11 protein-coding genes are annotated in these 17320 nt (G+C 50.2%); 6 read left to right on the plus strand and 5 right to left on the minus strand.

Annotated features, from left to right (window positions below):
• Positions 1 to 100 precede the first annotated feature (100 nt).
• The gene (locus tag OGX86_RS07460; RefSeq protein ID WP_213786030.1) at positions 101 to 487 is read left to right on the plus strand and encodes a KPN_03583 family lipoprotein; all 387 of its coding nucleotides are present in this window, start codon (positions 101 to 103) and stop codon (positions 485 to 487) included.
• Positions 488 to 603: 116 nt separating this feature from the next.
• Here the strand turns inward: OGX86_RS07460 and OGX86_RS07465 are convergent, their stop codons facing one another.
• Together OGX86_RS07465 and OGX86_RS07470 are read right to left on the minus strand one after the other, a co-directional pair.
• Complete coding sequence (locus OGX86_RS07465) at positions 604 to 1233, minus strand: winged helix-turn-helix transcriptional regulator (RefSeq protein ID WP_213786029.1); 630 nt, start codon at positions 1231 to 1233, stop codon at positions 604 to 606.
• Positions 1234 to 1472: 239 nt separating this feature from the next.
• On the minus strand, positions 1473 to 2660 hold the full coding sequence (locus OGX86_RS07470) for an OmpP1/FadL family transporter (protein WP_136391874.1): 1188 nt from the start codon (positions 2658 to 2660) through the stop codon (positions 1473 to 1475).
• Between the two features lie 632 nt (positions 2661 to 3292).
• On the opposite strand from OGX86_RS07470, the gene OGX86_RS07475 reads away from it, so the two are divergent.
• The 5 genes from OGX86_RS07475 (at position 3293) to OGX86_RS07495 (ending at position 13506) form a co-directional block, all read left to right on the plus strand.
• Positions 3293 to 8626: a peroxidase family protein gene (locus tag OGX86_RS07475; RefSeq protein ID WP_286639710.1), complete on the plus strand. Its 5334-nt coding sequence runs from the start codon at positions 3293 to 3295 to the stop codon at positions 8624 to 8626.
• Between the two features lie 10 nt (positions 8627 to 8636).
• Positions 8637 to 10376, plus strand: coding sequence for a type I secretion system permease/ATPase (locus OGX86_RS07480; protein ID WP_286639713.1), 1740 nt, complete (start codon positions 8637 to 8639; stop codon positions 10374 to 10376).
• Positions 10376 to 11704 carry an HlyD family type I secretion periplasmic adaptor subunit gene (locus OGX86_RS07485; RefSeq protein WP_171845945.1) on the plus strand — a complete coding sequence of 443 codons (1329 nt, stop codon included), beginning with the start codon at positions 10376 to 10378 and terminating at the stop codon, positions 11702 to 11704. Before OGX86_RS07480 ends, OGX86_RS07485 begins: the two co-directional genes overlap by 1 nt.
• Positions 11705 to 11838: 134 nt before the next feature.
• Entirely contained in the window at positions 11839 to 12126 is a 288-nt protein-coding gene (locus OGX86_RS07490) for a VF530 family protein (RefSeq protein WP_048214196.1), read from the plus strand.
• Positions 12127 to 12138: 12 nt separating this feature from the next.
• Positions 12139 to 13506, plus strand: a complete 1368-nt coding sequence (locus tag OGX86_RS07495; protein ID WP_032943455.1) for a glycoside hydrolase family 10-like protein — start codon at positions 12139 to 12141, stop codon at positions 13504 to 13506.
• Between the two features lie 96 nt (positions 13507 to 13602).
• Here OGX86_RS07495 and OGX86_RS07500 read toward each other — a convergent pair whose 3' ends face one another.
• The 3 genes from OGX86_RS07500 to OGX86_RS07510 all read right to left on the minus strand — a co-directional run bounded on the left by OGX86_RS07500 (position 13603) and on the right by OGX86_RS07510 (position 17304).
• On the minus strand, positions 13603 to 14874 hold the full coding sequence (locus tag OGX86_RS07500; protein WP_128317403.1) for a type II toxin-antitoxin system HipA family toxin: 1272 nt from the start codon (positions 14872 to 14874) through the stop codon (positions 13603 to 13605).
• Positions 14867 to 15181 carry a helix-turn-helix domain-containing protein gene (locus OGX86_RS07505; RefSeq protein WP_048226497.1) on the minus strand — a complete coding sequence of 105 codons (315 nt, stop codon included), beginning with the start codon at positions 15179 to 15181 and terminating at the stop codon, positions 14867 to 14869. The genes OGX86_RS07500 and OGX86_RS07505 overlap by 8 nt, the downstream gene beginning before the upstream one ends.
• 176 nt (positions 15182 to 15357) lie before the next feature.
• Positions 15358 to 17304 carry a methyl-accepting chemotaxis protein gene (locus OGX86_RS07510; protein ID WP_128317402.1) on the minus strand — a complete coding sequence of 649 codons (1947 nt, stop codon included), beginning with the start codon at positions 17302 to 17304 and terminating at the stop codon, positions 15358 to 15360.
• Between the last annotated feature and the right edge of the window lie 16 nt (positions 17305 to 17320).

The following is a 17320-nucleotide window of genomic DNA, read 5'->3' on the forward strand; positions in this document are numbered from 1 at the left end:
TTTTAAATTTCATTTTGTTTTTATTTAAACAAAATAGCTGTAGACACCTGACTGTATAAAAAGATAATGGCTGGCATCCATTGTCTTTAGAACACTATATATGCGCACTCTCTATCTACTTCTCATCACTGGGATACTTTCTGGCTGTAATACTTCTCCCCCAGAGAAAGTTGTTAAAATCAATAAAATGGTGATCCCTGTTGTTCAGGCACAACCCGAGTCAAAATCAAGTAGTGACTCGGCATCCCTGTCCTTATACCAGGATAACAAACAGCAAATTGAAAACGTCGTGAGTTCGTTAAAAAATGAATATCTTCATGAGGTTAAGCCAAGAGAGATGTTTGACGTTCATAGCCAGGCATACCAGGTTTATGCTTCTTTAACCAAGCTCGAACAAATGCAGCAAATGAACAATTTTTATTATAAGGAGCATAATCAAACAGGACTGTTAAGCATTAATCAGTCCGTGCACTCTCTTATTGAATAACAAGAAATCCTCCTCAGAGAATGATGAGGAGGATTTCTTGCGATTGATATATAGCATGCCACTACAATAGAATATTAAATTTAGAAAATCGATTTGTAACTTGTTTGTGGGTTTATTTAAAAGTGCTCAGGTAATTTATTGATGGAAGTAAGATACCCTCCGCGTTCAAAATCAATATACCCTCCTTTTTTTAACGCAGATACAACATTTAAAACACTGCTGCGCGATAAGTGGGTCCGATCCTGAATATAATCCAAAATAGAAACTCGCTTGCGCGTCTCTTCCGGCAACAAAATCATCTCTTCGAGGTGGTTACGTATCACTGAATAAGTACGCTGCTGTACGACTAAATCATCACGATAAAAGAGATAACCCGTATGATATGAAAGCACTGCCGCCGCATCTTCCCACAAGCCTTGTTGATGAAAGAGTTCTCGTGCTTTATCGGCATCAACGCGTAATAAGGTTGATTCAGCTTCAGCGCGCAATAAATGGCCGTGTACCGGTTGGATCATTTCGGCAATACCGAACAGATGGGGTTCATAGACGGTCACGATTAACAGACCATCAGAAGAACGTAAAATGGACAGCTCCCCTTGCAAAAAAAGGTAGAGTTGAGGCTTATTCTTGTATTTCCACATGATACGCCGCCGCGGCACAACCTTCATCTTTTCTGCAATCGGTTCAAGTGCTTGCATTAAACGTTGTATGCTTTGTTCTGGGCGTACCGGAGGTGAAATTTGCATAATCAAACCTGTATTATTTTGATCGAGAAAACAATATGCTTTTACCTATATTCCATGAAGGTAGTACAGATTCATATTAAAACCATAAATTGCTCAATAATAAAAGTACAAATTTATTTTTATTTAAACGAGCGTGAGTGATAAGACCACCAGCAGATGGTCACCAGACACCGCCGGATAGATAATCCGCTATGGTGACTATTAACAATTCGTGAGATATTTAATCGGGAATAACGGCGCTAGAATTGATAGCTGTAGTTGACGCTGGCAAACCATAACCACGGGTTCTTATATTGGCCTGCAAAGATATCAGATTTGACGTTGGACGACTGCATGTGCAAATACTCAACGGCAACGCCAATATTGCTGGCTGGCGTAATCTGGTACTGTGCACCGGTGGCAAGTCGCCATTCATCGCCGGTTGGCATCGAAAGCGCTACATCACTTTGCGATTTGTACGGTGAACTGTCATATGCAATACCGGCATTAATGCGCCACTGCTCATCGGGATGATATTGCACACCCAGCGCTGTATGCCATGTATCTTTCAGACGATTATCACGATCGCTTTGCTGACCATTTATTGTAATCTGCGGGCTGCCAAACTGACTCCAGTCCTGCCAGCCAAGATCGCCCATCACTGACCACTGCCTGTTGATATCGTGAACCAGACTAAACATCACCTGCTGCGGAGCACGGACCTGTGTGGAGATCGGCAGATCATATCCAATATTAGGTATATTGGGAAAACGCGCTGTCCCGTCTATATTAAAATGATAATCAGTCTTGCTGGTCCAGGTTACACCCGCCCGAGTATTGTCAGTTATGTCCATTAATAACCCAAGGTGGTAATTCATCGCCCAGTCATGATCGCTTTGTTTCTCATCGTGGCCATCGACATCTCTGCTTAGCGACAGAAAACCATAGTTTAGCCCTGCAGCTGCGCCAACCGACACCTTATCATTTAGTTTCCATGCAACGGCGGGACTCAGCGTCATCGCAACCATGGTACTTTGTTTAATTAACCGATCCCCTGCCCAGTTGCCGAAGTCGATACCTAACCCATAGTTGCCGTACAAACCCAAACCGGCAGAAACGGTATCACTCAGCCGTTGTGTATAAAACATGCTGGCATTGGGGAAAAGCGTCATTACATTACCGGGGCTTTGTCTGCCATCTGTCGTATTATTCAGCGTATAGGGAATATCTCCGCCCATCGCCTGTAATCCTCCGGTGACCATATGGTCAGGTAAACGAGTCATCCCCGCAGGGTTTGTTAACAGCGTAGAGGCATCCTGAGCACGAGCGGCCTGCCCTGCACCAGCCAGTGCGGTATCCTCCGTTCCGATTTCATAGAAATAGAGCGCACTGGCGTGACCGACCGATGAAAAGATCATCCCGGAGAGAAAAATTATATTTTTTTTCATTGTATTACCTGTTTGGAGAGGTCGTTCTTTACTAAACGTAGGGTCAGCTATCACACGGTATTGATTTATGCTAATAGCATAATCAGGCATCAGGAATGATGTCGTGTTAAATTTTATCCAATATTAAATTTTATAATTCAACACAACGACATCTTAAAAGGCGACTTAATGAGAACTCTTCTTAATAAGTGATTTGACATAAATTCTAATGTAAAGAAATGAAAATTTAATCTTTTCATAAAAAAGTATGAGTGAAGTCGCCAACGGAAAAACCATAGTTATGATCATCACATAACTGTAATATGTGGTTTAAAAAGTAAAACCTTTACAGCCTTGAGGAGACCTTGTCTTCTCAAAACTTCGTGTCTCAAATATGTCTTTGATTTCAATGGGGCACGATGATCGTTAACCTCTAAAACCTAATATATAAGTGAGGTGAATATCTTATTGTGCTAACTAATCCTCAGGAGAATAACGCTAATCTGGTCATGGATACATCATTTTTAAAATATGGACTTTTAATCATGCAATAACAATCAGGTATCTGATACGACTCATTCTTCTGTCATTTTTTGTAAGCGGAAGAAAAGAGTGATGATAGCTAATACAGGTAAAGATAGGGGTAATGACTTATGGCCTCACAATATGACTTTACTGTCACCCTGCACGATCTTGCTTTTATTCTTAAGCAGATCAAAATATCCGAAGCGGCAACTAACCCAGATGGTAGCGTTAATGCTGAATTGCTTAGAGAATTAGTTTCCAGCCCGCTATTACCTTATGGACTTCGCACGGTAGATGGTTCATGGAATAATCTTCTACCGGGTCAGGAGTTATATGGCTCTGCCGACCAGACAATGCCGAGATTAACCGCGTTAAACTGGCAAGATGCGGACCAAATGACCAGTTATATCCAAATTGGTGGCACCGTTATTGATGCCGACCCACGTATTATTAGTAACTTAATTTCCGATCAAACGGCATCTAACCCAGCCGCACTGGAGGTATTTAACGCGTTAAAAGATGCTCCCGGCGGGGGGACTATTACAGGAGACGGAGAAACGTTATCCATTCCTAACCAGTCTCCCGATATCGGTCTCTCCCCTGCTTTCAACGGCTGGATGACCTTCTTTGGCCAGTTTTTTGACCACGGTCTGGATTTGATTCCCAAAGGAGGCAACGGTATCGTTTTCATTCCGCTACAGCCGGATGACCCTTTATATGTTGAAGGGGCGTCGACAAACTTTATGCTATTAACCCGGGCAACGGTGGATGAAAACCGAGAGACAGTAAACCTGACTACCCCCTTCATCGACCAAAACCAAACCTACACCTCCCATCCTTCACATCAGATTTTCATCCGCGAATACGTCATTATTGATGGGAAACCTGAGCCTACCGGGAATTTATTAGGCGGTGCGAACGGTGGACTGGCGACCTGGGCCGACGTTAAAAACCAGGCTGAAACTCTGCTTGGCATTAAACTCACCGATCAGGATGTGTTTAATGTTCCCCTGCTGGCTACGGATCGCTATGGTAATTTGATTTTAAGTGAAAATGGAAAGGTACAGATTGTTACCACCGGGGGACTGGTTGAAGCCAATGGCGGTCTGTTGCCTGAGGGAACATTCCGCACCGGCCATGCGTTTCTTGATGATATTGCGCATACTGCCGCGCCAAAAGCGGGTCTGCTGGCAGATGATGACACTGCGATTGGGGGCGAAGGAGCGCAACCGGCAGGAACCTATGATAACGAACTGCTCGATCGTCACTTTATTACCGGTGACGGGCGTGGGAACGAAAATATAGGTTTAACCGCGGTGCACGCCGTTTTTCACAGCGAGCATAACCGTCTGGTTGAGCAATATAAAACAACACTGCTGGAAACCGGTGATATCGACCTCATTAATCAGTGGTTGATGCCCAATCATCAAATCACGGAATTACCTGCCGATACCAGTACGCTGGTATGGAACGGTGAGTACCTATTCCAGGCAGGTCGTTTCTCCACGGAAATGCAATATCAGCACCTCGTATTCGAGGAGTTTGCCCGTACCGTACAACCCGCCGTCGATCCGTTTGTTTTCTCCAACACGGCGGATATAAACCCGATGATCTTTGCCGAGTTTGCGCATGTGGTTTACCGTTTTGGGCATTCAATGCTGACAGAAACCGTGGCGCGCACCGATATTGATATGCAAAGCGGCGATATTGACCTGATTTCAGCATTCCTGAATCCGGTAGCATTTAATCAAATCAACGGGGCCACCGTCACGGACGATCAGGCTATTGGCGCAATTGTGCGTGGTATGACGCGTCAGGTGGGTAACGAAATTGATGAATTTATTACCGATGCTCTGCGTAATAATCTCATCGGCCTGCCCCTCGATTTAGGCGCGCTTAATATAGCCCGTGGCCGTGACACCGCAATGCCGACGCTGAACCAGGCCCGCGAGCAGTTTTTTGCATTAAGCGGTGACAGTCAACTGAAGCCTTATACCAGTTGGGCTGACTTCACTACCTACCTGAAAAATCCCGCTTCAATCATTAACTTTATGGCCGCCTATGGTCAGCATGAGCTGATCCTCAATGCCACCAGCCTTGAAGGTAAGCGTGCAGCGGTAAACTTCCTGTTGTTTGGTGATGCTAACAATGCCCCGCCTGCGGATGCGATGGATTTCTTTAACAGTACCGGAGCGTGGGCAACCAAAGAGACCGGCCTGAATATGGTCGATTTCTGGATTGGCGGGCTGGCAGAGCGCAAAAATGAATTTGGCGGCATGCTCGGCTCAACCTTCAACTTCGTCTTTGAAACACAAATGGAAATGCTTCAGGACGGCGATCGTTTCTACTATCTGAGCCGCGTTCAGGGGCTGAACTTACTCAATGAACTGGAGGCCAACTCGTTTTCCGCGCTGGTAATGCGTAACAGCGATCTTGGCGATGAGGGATCCTCCCACCTGCCCGCAAATCTGTTCCAGACACCGGACCATATTTTTGAAGTGAACCGCGTGCTGCAAACGGAAATCGACCCGAAATGGGGTAATCCGCTGAAGGATCTGCTCTCGCCGTTGTTGGTGCGTCGTGACCCAGGTGCGGATGTTGACGGCGATAGTTTTGCCGATGGCGGGTATCTGAAATATACCGGCGATGGGCATGTGGTGCTTGGAGGGACGGCAGGCAATGATACGTTAATCGGCGGTAAAGGGATCGACAGTCTGTGGGGTGATGGCGGAGATGACCGACTGGACGGCGGCGACGAAGCAGACGTGGTCCATGGTGGTGACGGTGATGACATTATTACCGATACCGGTACGCCTGTAGGTGATGCGGACTTCCTGCACGGTGATGCCGGACATGACGTTATCTTCTCCGGTAACGGAAACGATCTGGTCTTTGGTGGCAGCGGTAGCGACTTCTTGGTGGTCGGCGAAGATGCACAGGAGGTCTTCTCGGGTCAGGATAACGACTTTGCGCTTGGCGGCTCGGGTGGTGATTTCCTGATGGGCAACGAAGGCGATGACTGGCTGGAAGGTGGCGACGGGTTTGACACGCTGGCGGGTGACAACTCTGAGTTGTTCTTCAACAGTACCATTATCGGTCACGATGTTCTTAACGGTCAGGGTAACGACACCGACTACGATGGCGAAGCCGGTGACGACATCATGGTTCAGGGCGCGGGGATCCAGCGCAATAATGGCATGGCCGGTTTCGACTGGGCTATCCATAAAGGCGACCCAAATGGCGCTAACTCTGACCTTGGGATCCCTATTTTTGTCAACCAGCAGGAGTTTATTCTACGCGACCGTTTTGATCTTGTTGAAGGGCTGTCGGGCTGGAAATACGACGATATCCTGACCGGGACAGAACAGCCGATAGGTACTGCGCCTGTTCAGGGCGTTCCCCTCTCTAACAACCTGACCCAGGAAGGTGCGGACCGGATCACCGGTTTACAGGCTATTCTCGGCGTAGAGCGTTCTACAAATCCGGACGCGGTGCTCCTGAACCCTGATGATGGTAGCGATATTTTACTCGGCGGTGGTGGTAGCGACCGCATTATGGGTAAAGCCGGTAACGATATCATTGATGGTGATGCGTGGCTCAACGTGCGTATTGCCGTTACGGGTATGGCGGGACTCACCAGCGCCGAAGGAATGGCCGAACTGAAATCATACATGCTGGCCGGCACGCTGAAACCGAATCAGCTGTCGATTGTGCGAGAAATCCTGCATGAAGGTAACGGCACGGAAACTGACATCGCGGTGTACCGTGATGTTAGCAGCAACTATGTCTTTACCCGTATGGCGGACGGTAGCCTGCGCGTCGACCACGCCACGCCTAATGCCGCACTGAACCTGAACGATGGCATCGATCGTCTGTTGAACATCGAAAAACTGGAGTTTGGCGATGGGAAGCAGCTGTGGGTGACGGCGCAGCAAGCGACGGGCGATCTTACCATCAGCAATCCTAACCCTTCGGTGGGCGACCTGCTGCGCGTCAACGTGGCGAACTTGCTGGATGGTAACGGCCTGGCGGCGGATGTGGCCATTACCATGACCTGGCAGGCATTCGTCAACGGCCAATGGCGAGATCAGGCAACCGGCGTTGAGTTCAGAGTGCCAGGCGCTATTCAGGGCGCACCGCTGCGTGTGGTAGCCAGTTTTAACGACCGCATGGGTGACGCTGAAACCCTGGTGTCGGCACAAACTCAGGCGATCCTACCGCGAAATCAGGCCACGACTGGTGTGCCGGTAATTAACGACCTCACCCCAACTGAAAGCCTGACGCTGACCGCGGTGGTTTCAGGCATTGCTGACGCCGATGGTCTGAGCGGCGGTAATTTCACTTATCAATGGAGAATGAGTTCGCCAACCGGATTCGTCAACATTAACGGTGCGACTTCCGCCACCTATACGCCGGGTCAGGCTATGGTTGGCAGAACGTTGCAGGTGGTCGTTACCGTCGTCGACGATGAAGGCAACCCCCCTGTTGTCCTGACGTCGACCACCACCCAGCCCGTGGGCGATCTGATTGTGGGTACCAACGGGGCTAACACCCTCGTCGGTACTGCCTGGAGCGATATCCTACGCGGTGAAGGCGGTAATGACACCTTACTCGGCGGAGCAGGTGACGATCTGCTCATTGGCGGTGCGGGAAACGACAACCTCTCTGGTCAGGCGGGGCAAGATATTCTGCAAGGTGATGCCGGTAATGACACGCTTGATGGCGGGCTTGGTGCCGACAGTATGACCGGCGGCGCGGGCGATGATACCTACATCGTTGATGATTTCGGTGATGTAGTTATCGAAGGTGTGAATGGCGGCACGGACGTTGTCCGAACCAACCTCAGCAGCTACGACCTCACCGATAACGTGGAAGAACTGGTATTTACCGGCAGCGGTAGTTTTATCGGTACCGGTAATGCCATTGCGAACACCATTACGGGAGGGACCGGTAACGACTATCTGTTCGGCATGGGCGGTAACGACCAGTTGTTTGGTGGTATCGGGAATGACTTCCTCGATGGCGGAGATGGCGCTGATAACCTGCAAGGTGGAGTTGGCAACGACGTCATGATTGGCGGCGCGGGCACGGATACCCTCTCCGGCGGTAGCGGGGACGATATTCTCAATGGTCAGGAAGGTAACGACATTCTGGACGGTGGTGCCGGGAGCGATATCTTCGCTTTTGGCGCCAACTTTGGGCAGGACCGAATTACCGGTTTTGACAGTAACCCCAACGGCGGGCAGGACTTCCTTGATCTCGTCTTGTTAGGTATCAACGCGGGTAATTTTGCCAGCAGCGTGTCTATCACCGGAAACAATGGCAACACCATTGTGACTATCGGCACTGACACCATCACATTGGTGGGCGTCAATTCGACCACCGTGAATATTGGTGACTTTTATCTGGAAATGCCCACCACCCTTGCCAGCAACAATGGCAATAGTTCATTGATCGTATAAGGAGAAGACTATGTCGCGCCAGCATACGCCAACAGAACTGAATGATGTATTAAAGGGAACGAAACCCACTTTTCTGATGCTGCTGTTTTTTAGTTGTGTGATTAATATGCTTATGCTGGCGCCGGCAATTTATATGCTACAAGTATACGACCGCGTGCTGGTGAGTAAAAATACCACCACGCTGTTAATGTTGACCTTATTGATTGTCGGCTTGTACATCGTTATTGCCATGATTGAATCTGCCCGCGCGCAGGTTATGGTCAGGCTTGGCAACAGGCTTGATATAAAGCTAAGCCAGTTGGTCTTTAACGCAGCCTTTAAAAGAAAGATGGTTACCGGCGATAACAACCCGGCGCAATCTTTAGCCGAACTGGATCAGGTTCGTCAGTTTCTTTCCGGGAATAGTCTATTCGCCTTACTGGATATTCCCTGGACGCCAATATATCTGTTCATCGCCTTTTTGGTCCATCCCCTGCTGGGATACCTTTCTCTCGGCGGAATAACGTTATTATTTATTCTGACGCTGGTATCTGAAATCTCTACCAAACGCCCGATTCAGCAAGCGCACGCCTTAACCATTAACAATGCCAGCAAACTGAATAAACAGCTGCAAAACGCCGATGCCATTGAGGCGATGGGTATGCTCTCGACCCTGAAGTCCAACTGGCAGGAGCAACATAACAAAGTGCTGGCACTACAAACGCAGATTGCTGACAAAACGGCCGGGTTGAGCAGCCTCAGCCGCTTTGTGCGGGTGTTGCTGCAATCTATTGCGCTGGGTGCCGGGGCTTTACTGGTGATCGGTGGCCATATTACTCCGGGCTTGATGATCGCCGCCTCGATCATTCTTGGCCGCGTCCTCAACCCGGTAGAACAAGTTATTGGCAGTTGGAAGCAGTTCGTGCAGTTTCGTAGCGCCTGGCACCAGCTCTCTGACCTGCTGAAAGAGTATCCGGCACCGAAAGAGGTGCTGACCCTGCCTCGTCCGAACGGCAACATCAGCGTTGAAGGCGTTTTTGCTGCGGCTCCCGGTCAGTCTTCCCCGCTACTGCGTAATATCGCATTCCAGCTGGAGCAAGGTGAAGTCCTGGGGATTATCGGCCCCTCAGCCTCAGGGAAAACCTCGCTGGCAAAGGTTCTGGTTGGTGTCTGGAAACCGTTATCAGGGAAAGTCAGATTAGACGGCGCAGATATTTGTCAGTGGGATAAAGCGCTGCTAGGCCCGTCTATTGGCTATCTGCCGCAGGATGTAGAACTGTTTGACGGTACCATCGCGCAAAACATTGCCCGTTTCACCACAAATGACAGTGAGCTTATCGTCGCCGCCGCATTACTGGCAGGCGTTCATGAGATGATCCTGCGCTTGCCGCAAGGTTATGACACGCTGTTGGGCGCAGGCGGATACCAGCTCTCCGGCGGGCAGCGGCAGCGCATCGGACTGGCACGCGCCGTGTATAACAATCCTGCGTTCATCGTGCTTGATGAACCGAATGCTAATCTTGACGACGCGGGCGAATTTGCACTCGTTAAAGCCATCAATACCCTTCGTACACAGGGACAAACTACCGTCATTATCTCACACCGCCCGACGCTGCTCGGCGTGGTCAATAAGGTTTTGCTGCTTAACGATGGCGCCATACAGGAGTTTGGTACCCGCGATCAGGTTTTTGCCCATTTGCGTCAGGCCAACGTACTGAAACCGGTGGCTACGCCTTCTCCATCCACGACTGAACAGCAACGTGAGGCCTGATGATGAAAAAGAATCCCCACAATACGGCATCTGCTGGCGTAGATACCAATATCTGGTCGCCGATTATCCGGGGCGTGATCGTCATTGTGCTTGGTGTCGGTAGTTTTATCCTCTGGGCAGTGCAAGCTCCGTTAGATGCGGGCGTGGTCGCTGATGGTACGGTAACCGTATCGAGTAACCGCAAAACCATTCAGCATCTGAGCGGCGGTCGGGTAACGGATATCTTTATCAAAGAAGGCGATTTCGTGAAGAAAAATCAGGTTCTCGTCCGGTTGGATAAAATGCAGCTCGAAATGCGTTTTAGCGCGTTAAATGCCCAGTATATTTCTGCAAAAAGTATCGAAGATCGTCTGTTGGCAGAACGCGATGGCCTGGAAGCGATCCGCTTTAATACGACGCTGACGCAGCAATTCTCTGGCAATAAACGGCTGACAGAAGTCAGAAATCTGCAGGCCAAGCTTTTCGATACGCGTCGCAAAACGATTCAGGACGAACTGTCGATGATTGAGGAGACGCTCGATGGTCTGGTTGGGCAAACGGATAATCTCAATAAAATAAAAGGCTATCGCGACCACCAGTTTTCTCTGATTAACCGGGAGTTGGGGGCTATTCGCGCGCTGAGCGAAAAGAATTATTACCCCAAAGCGCAATTACTGGTGCTGGAGCGCGAGGCGGCTGAAATATCTGGCAGCGTTTCAGAAGATATTCTTAACATTGCCAAACTGAAATCGCAGCAAAACGAATTAAAAATTAAAGCCTACCAGGTGCGTCATCAATATTTACGTGAAGTTGAGTCTGAACTGACGGAAAACCAAAAAGAAGTGGCGATGCTGGAGGATGAACTGGTGTCCACCCGTCACGAGCTGGATAACACCGAGATCCGCTCACCGATTAACGGTATCGTGCTGGATGTTAAAGTCAGTACCGTGGGCGGCGTCATTCAACCCGGCGAACATCTTATGGATATTGTCGCCGCCGGACAACCGATGCAAATTGATGCCAAAATACCCGTGCATGCCATTGATAAACTGGTCCCCGGCTTAACCGTTGATGTGCTTTTCCCTGCCCTTAACCATGCCCTGTTGCCGTCGGTTCCGGCCCGGGTTCTGACTATCTCGGCGGACCGCTTAATTGATGAAGCCACTCAGCAGCCTTACTACCTTGCGGAAGTACAGGTTTCAGCAGAGGGCGCGCGTTTGCTGGGCGATTACAAAATTAAAGCGGGAATGCCTGCCAGCGTGACGATCAAGACCGGTGAGCGAACCCTGATGAGTTACCTGTTTAAACCGTTGATTGCCCGTCTGGAACTGGCTTTTAAAGAGTATTGAGCCATCCATTGCCGGTATGGCGTACGGCTTGTCGCGCCATACCGCTTTCTGCCGTTGCTGGCAGCTTTGCTTTCTTGTAACCTTCTTCCCGTCTCACTACTGACAAAATCTGGAACCACTGAACTGGACTTCATATGAATGCTCATATTTCTAAAGACCCTTTACATGGCGTAACGCTTGAAATGCAGGTCAATGCCCTGGTTGAACGTTATGGTTGGGGTGAACTGGCGCAACGCATTAATATCAACTGCTTTAAAAATGAACCGAGCGTTAAATCCAGTCTGAAGTTTCTGCGCCGTACGCCGTGGGCGCGGGCAGAAGTTGAAGCGCTGTACCTTGATTCGCTGCATGACCTGGCCTCAAACAACACCCCCGAACCGGCCTTCGATCCCTGGGCTAACAGCCGCAATAAAAAGAAATAAGAGCAAAATCAGATGGCAGCATCCGGTTTCTTTTCAGGAAATTATCAGAAAAAACTGGCGAAGATTCTCGCCCGTTCTCGTGCCAGACTACCGCTGACCAACATGAAATGGTTTGCTGTACTCGTAGGCAGTATGTTGTTACTGGGCAGCTGTTCTTCACAACCGCCCGGTCCCAAAACCACTCCGCTACCTCCGGTGAGCAAACCACAGCAGAGCAAGGAGCCAGTGCGCGGGATCTGGCTGGCGACAGTTTCACGTCTAGACTGGCCACCTATCTCATCCGTGAACATCAGTTCGCCTGCCGTACGCATCAGCCTGCAGCAAAAAGCGCTGACGGATAAGCTGGACAACCTGAAACGGCTTGGTATTAACACCGTTTTTTTCCAGGTTAAGCCCGATGGGACCGCATTGTGGAAGTCAAAGATTCTACCGTGGTCAGATACCCTGACCGGTACGATTGGCCAGGATCCGGGTTACGATCCGCTGCAGTTTATGCTCGATGAAGCGCATAAACGCGGAATGAAAGTTCATGCCTGGCTTAACCCCTACCGTGTTTCCGTGAACACCAAACCTTCGACGGTCACTGAATTAAACAGCACGCTGTCACAGACGCCGTCCAGCGTATACGTCCTGCATCGGGACTGGATTCGCACTGCGGGCGAGCGTTTTGTGTTAGACCCCGGTATTCCCGACGTGCGCGACTGGATCACCAGCATCGTGGCGGAAGTGGTTGAGAATTACCCGGTTGATGGCGTGCAGTTTGATGATTACTTCTATACCGAATCTCCCGGCTCTGCGCTCAACGACAGCCAGACCTTCAGAAGATACGGCCAGGGATTCGCTTCCAAGGCTGACTGGCGTCGCGATAACACGCAACGGCTGATTGCCCAGGTATCGCGGACCATCAAGAAACTCAAGCCTGAGGTTGAATTCGGCGTCAGTCCTGCGGGCGTGTGGCGCAACCGTTCGCACGATCCAGCGGGCTCCGACACGCGCGGCGCGGCAGCGTATGATGAGTCGTATGCAGACACCCGCCGTTGGGTGCAACTAGGTTTGCTGGATTACATTGCACCGCAACTCTACTGGCCTTTTGCCCGCGACGCAGCGCGTTACGATGTACTGGCAAAATGGTGGGCAGATGTCGTGAAATCAACCAACACCCGCCTCTACATTGGTGTAGCGCTGTATAAAGTTGGTGAACCATCGAGAAAAGAGCCAGACTGGACGGTAAAAGGCGGTGTGCCGGAACTGAAAAAGCAGCTCGATTTAAACGAATCCGAACCGTACATCAACGGCACGATCCTGTTTCGCGAAGATTATCTTAATCAACCTCAAACGCAGGAAGCCGTGACCTATATTCGTAATCGTTGGGGACGTTAATAGTTGTCCTCTGGTCAGTTTAGCGAGGAAATGTAGCGGGGAAACCTTGCCCCGCTCAGCTTTAATTTTCCGGGAAGTGTTGCGGCCGTATCTGCGTCACCGGGACATTAGCCGGCGGACATTATCATTAATTTGTTTCTGTATCGTATTCAGCGTAGATAGCGTTATCTGATCGGGGTATTTGTCCCTGGCGATAGCGCTCAATGCAGTGGCAAAGTGACAGACTTTTTCGATTATGCCGTTCACATGGTCAGCAGATAACTCAGCTTCCTGAACGCCAAGCGACTGAAGGTGCTTTATTTCGATATCCAGCGCCTCTCCCAGCACGTCCATTTGGTGATACCCGCCAGGCCCTTCGCACCAGGTGACATCGTAAGCCGGAGCCAGAGTCCAGTTTCCATCGGCTGACATTAAATAGGCAAAATTCTTCGGATGATCGTCGCGATTGTTAAAAGCCACGTTGAAAACCACACGTTCAAACGCTTTTGCCTTTTCTCTGACATCATTGGTACAAATCTGCGTGGCGCGCAGAAAATCCCGGTAGTCTAAAGCGCCGGGTATCTGGTAATTTGCCCCGGTAAGTGCAGCCAGGCTCTGCATAGGAATTCGTGTCGACTGGTCACGGTCGAAACGGCGAGTGGCAAATGCCGCCTGTCCGCCGGGCAGATTGAAATACGCCGTATCAGGCGTGGTTATCCCACATTGGCGCAAGCATTCAGCATAAACCGCTTCGATGGCACATACCTCAGCATGCTCATGCCTGGCGGGAAATTTAATCAGCCAACTTTCGCTCCCGGGTAGCGGCACCGTGGTGAATTTTGACGTGACGGTGTCACGATAAAGTAGCGCCTTAGGCCTTGCTCCCTGTGGCGAACCGCCCATCTGGAGCAGTTTTTGCAAAAATTCCCCGCCTTCGCCGCTCAGGACTTCCTGAACCTCAGCGGCCAGTTGTTCGAGAGGAACATCCTCTTTTGACAGCATCTCGACATCTGACTGAACGGGCTGGAATGTCATGGCGCCCATCGCGTTGTTGCCGACCCAGGTTAAACGCTCTAATGGACCTATGCGTGCTGCGTTGAGTCCGCGGCGTTTAAATAGTCGGTCCATCAACAGCATGCCCCAGCCGTCAGGTAGCGAATCATAAACCGGTCCGGGTAATCCCAACTGATGAGCCGGGAAATCCCTGCGCAAACGGGGACCGTTCAGCGGTAACCTCAGACGGGACAGCTCCAGGCCCCTACGTAAGGCGTCTTCACTGTATTCAAAGGCGATCAACGGACGTCCGGTCAGGGCTGTGGAAGACACCAGTTTGCCCCACAGCCATTTCTCACCCCAGCCTTCATAGAAGACATCAACTTGCTCAGGCATCAGAATTTTTCCTTTTGATCCGCTGACGTGCCGCGCTCTTTTCGTAACGCAAAATATCATCGAGACTATCAATCCTGGGTTTGAATAACCCCTCCAGTGCATCGCCATAGCCTAACACCATTGCGACTTTGACCAGATTCTCAAATCCTACATTCTTACCTGTTTCCAGATTTGAAACGGTATTCACACCGACACCTGAACGCGCGGCAACATCAGCTTGCGTCATTTGCCGCGCGAGTCGTTCTTTACGCAATCTGTCGCAAAGCAGTTTGACGATATCAGCTGCAGTATTTAGCGTTAAATCCATAATATTGGCTCTTATTGGGATAAAAACGACTTTACACACAATATTATAGAGTTAAGTGGGGAATGATTCAAAGTCTTATAAGACACAATAAAAAGGAGTTAAACCGGAAAATCTTGCTTAAGGACCATTATACTGGAGTTATCCGGGCACATTGTCTGTACCCGGATATGGTGTGGTTATCCGGCAACGCCAGGCTCAGGTAATCTGAAGGAAGAGACCAGTAACGCCAGTTGTTCCGCCTCCTCTTTCAGCGCCTGCGTCCGTGCTGCGGCATCATCAATTAATGAGGCGTTTTGCTGAACGGTGCTGTCCATTTCGGTAACGGCCAGCGTAACTTCGGAAACGCCCTTACGTTGTTCTTCACCCGCAACGCGTATTTCCCCCATCAACTGGCGCACCTGACGCACATTGTTGACCAGTTCTCCCAGACGCTCACCGGCATTGTGAATTTGCTGACTTCCGCTACCAACATGAGAAACGGATTCATCAATCAACGTTTTAATTTCCTGGGCGGCGGTGGCACTGCGCTGAGCCAGCGTGCGCACTTCGGAGGCCACGACGGCAAACCCTCTGCCTGCATCGCCCGCTCTGGCGGCTTCAACCGCGGCATTCAGGGCGAGAATATTGGTCTGGAACGCAATGCTGTCGATGACCGCGACAATTTCCACCATTCTGCCGGATGAGGCGCTGACGTTATCCATTGTTGAGATCACGCCCTGCATCACATCGCCGCAGCGGTTGGCCGTTTGCGCGGTGCTATCGGATAGCTCATCCGCCAGTTGTGTATTACTGGCGTTTTGATGAACGGTCGCATTTAACTGTTCCATAGCCGCCGAACTCTCTTCCAGCGCAGCGGCCTGCTGCGTTACGCGAGATGAAAGCTCCATATTACTGTCAGCCAGGCTAACGGCGTTATTCGCTACCACTGTGCTACTGCTTCTGACGGTGATCAGGATGGCCGAGATTTTATCGACGAACAGGTTAAACGCCTCGGCGATAGCCGAAATCTCGTCTTTGCCACGAACATCCAGACGACGGGTAAGATCGCCTTCTCCCTGCGCGATGTCATCAAGTGCCTGACGGGTATCATCAAGACGTGAAATCAGTCGACGAACCACCAGCCATGATCCCACCAGCAACAGCGTCATGATAGGGATCAATACTTCCAGAACGTCCTGCATCATCACTTTGGCAAGACCGACAATACGAGATTCCGGGGTTGCAAGTCCTACGACCCAGCCGGTATCTGGCATCGGGAACAGCATTACCTGTGACGCTGTATTCAGGACGTTGTCGTTTGCCAGCGTGATAGTTTTCACCCCATCTGTCGGGCGCAAAGATTTCAGACCGTTTTGCACCGGGATAAGCCACTGCGCGCTTTGCGCCAAATCGTTAATGGTTTTATATTTTGCCAGGTCGGCCTGCGGGAAATAGAGAATTTGTCCCTGCTTGTCTACCACAAACGCGTAACCACCGGTGCTGTTTCCCTGCTGCTGCATGAAAGTAGCGACGTTATCCAGACGGATATCGGTGGTAGCGACACCGGCAAACTTGCCCGCCTGTTTATAAGGCACGCTGCATGTCACCATGTTGACGCCTGAACTGGCATCCTGGTAAACGTCAGACCATAAACAGCTGTTTTGTGAATGGCCTTTGGCCAGTTGATACCAGCTTTCATTGTGGTATCCACTTGATCCTTCGACGTTATAATCATTGGAATACACCAGCTTTCCTTCAGCATTACGCGCCCAGAAAAAGCTTCTTTTCTCCACACCTGCGGTGAAGGCGTCTGGTTCTGGCCAGATGCCGCCGCCGGTAATAATCGAGTCTTTACCCTCACCAATCAGATGCGGAACAACGCTTTGGTACAGAGATTCATCGTTAGGCAACACTTCAGCCAGTCGCGACAGGCTTACGGTCTCACCTTCAATTCGGGACAATACGGTACTCAACTGACGGGTTAAACCTTGCCCTGTTTCTTCGATCAGGGCGGTGTTGATTTCAACGACGCGCGGCTGACCGCGCCAGAGCATAATCACCACGATAACAAGGGTCGTTACTGCAAGCAGCAGAATGCCGCCGATGGTTAAACGCGTTGAAATACGAGTAGGATACCAGGCCATACAAACTCCTTCTGCA

Origin of the sequence: Citrobacter sp. Cpo040, from assembly GCF_030332915.1 — a bacterium.
GTDB classification, from domain to species: Bacteria; Pseudomonadota; Gammaproteobacteria; order Enterobacterales; family Enterobacteriaceae; genus Citrobacter; species Citrobacter portucalensis.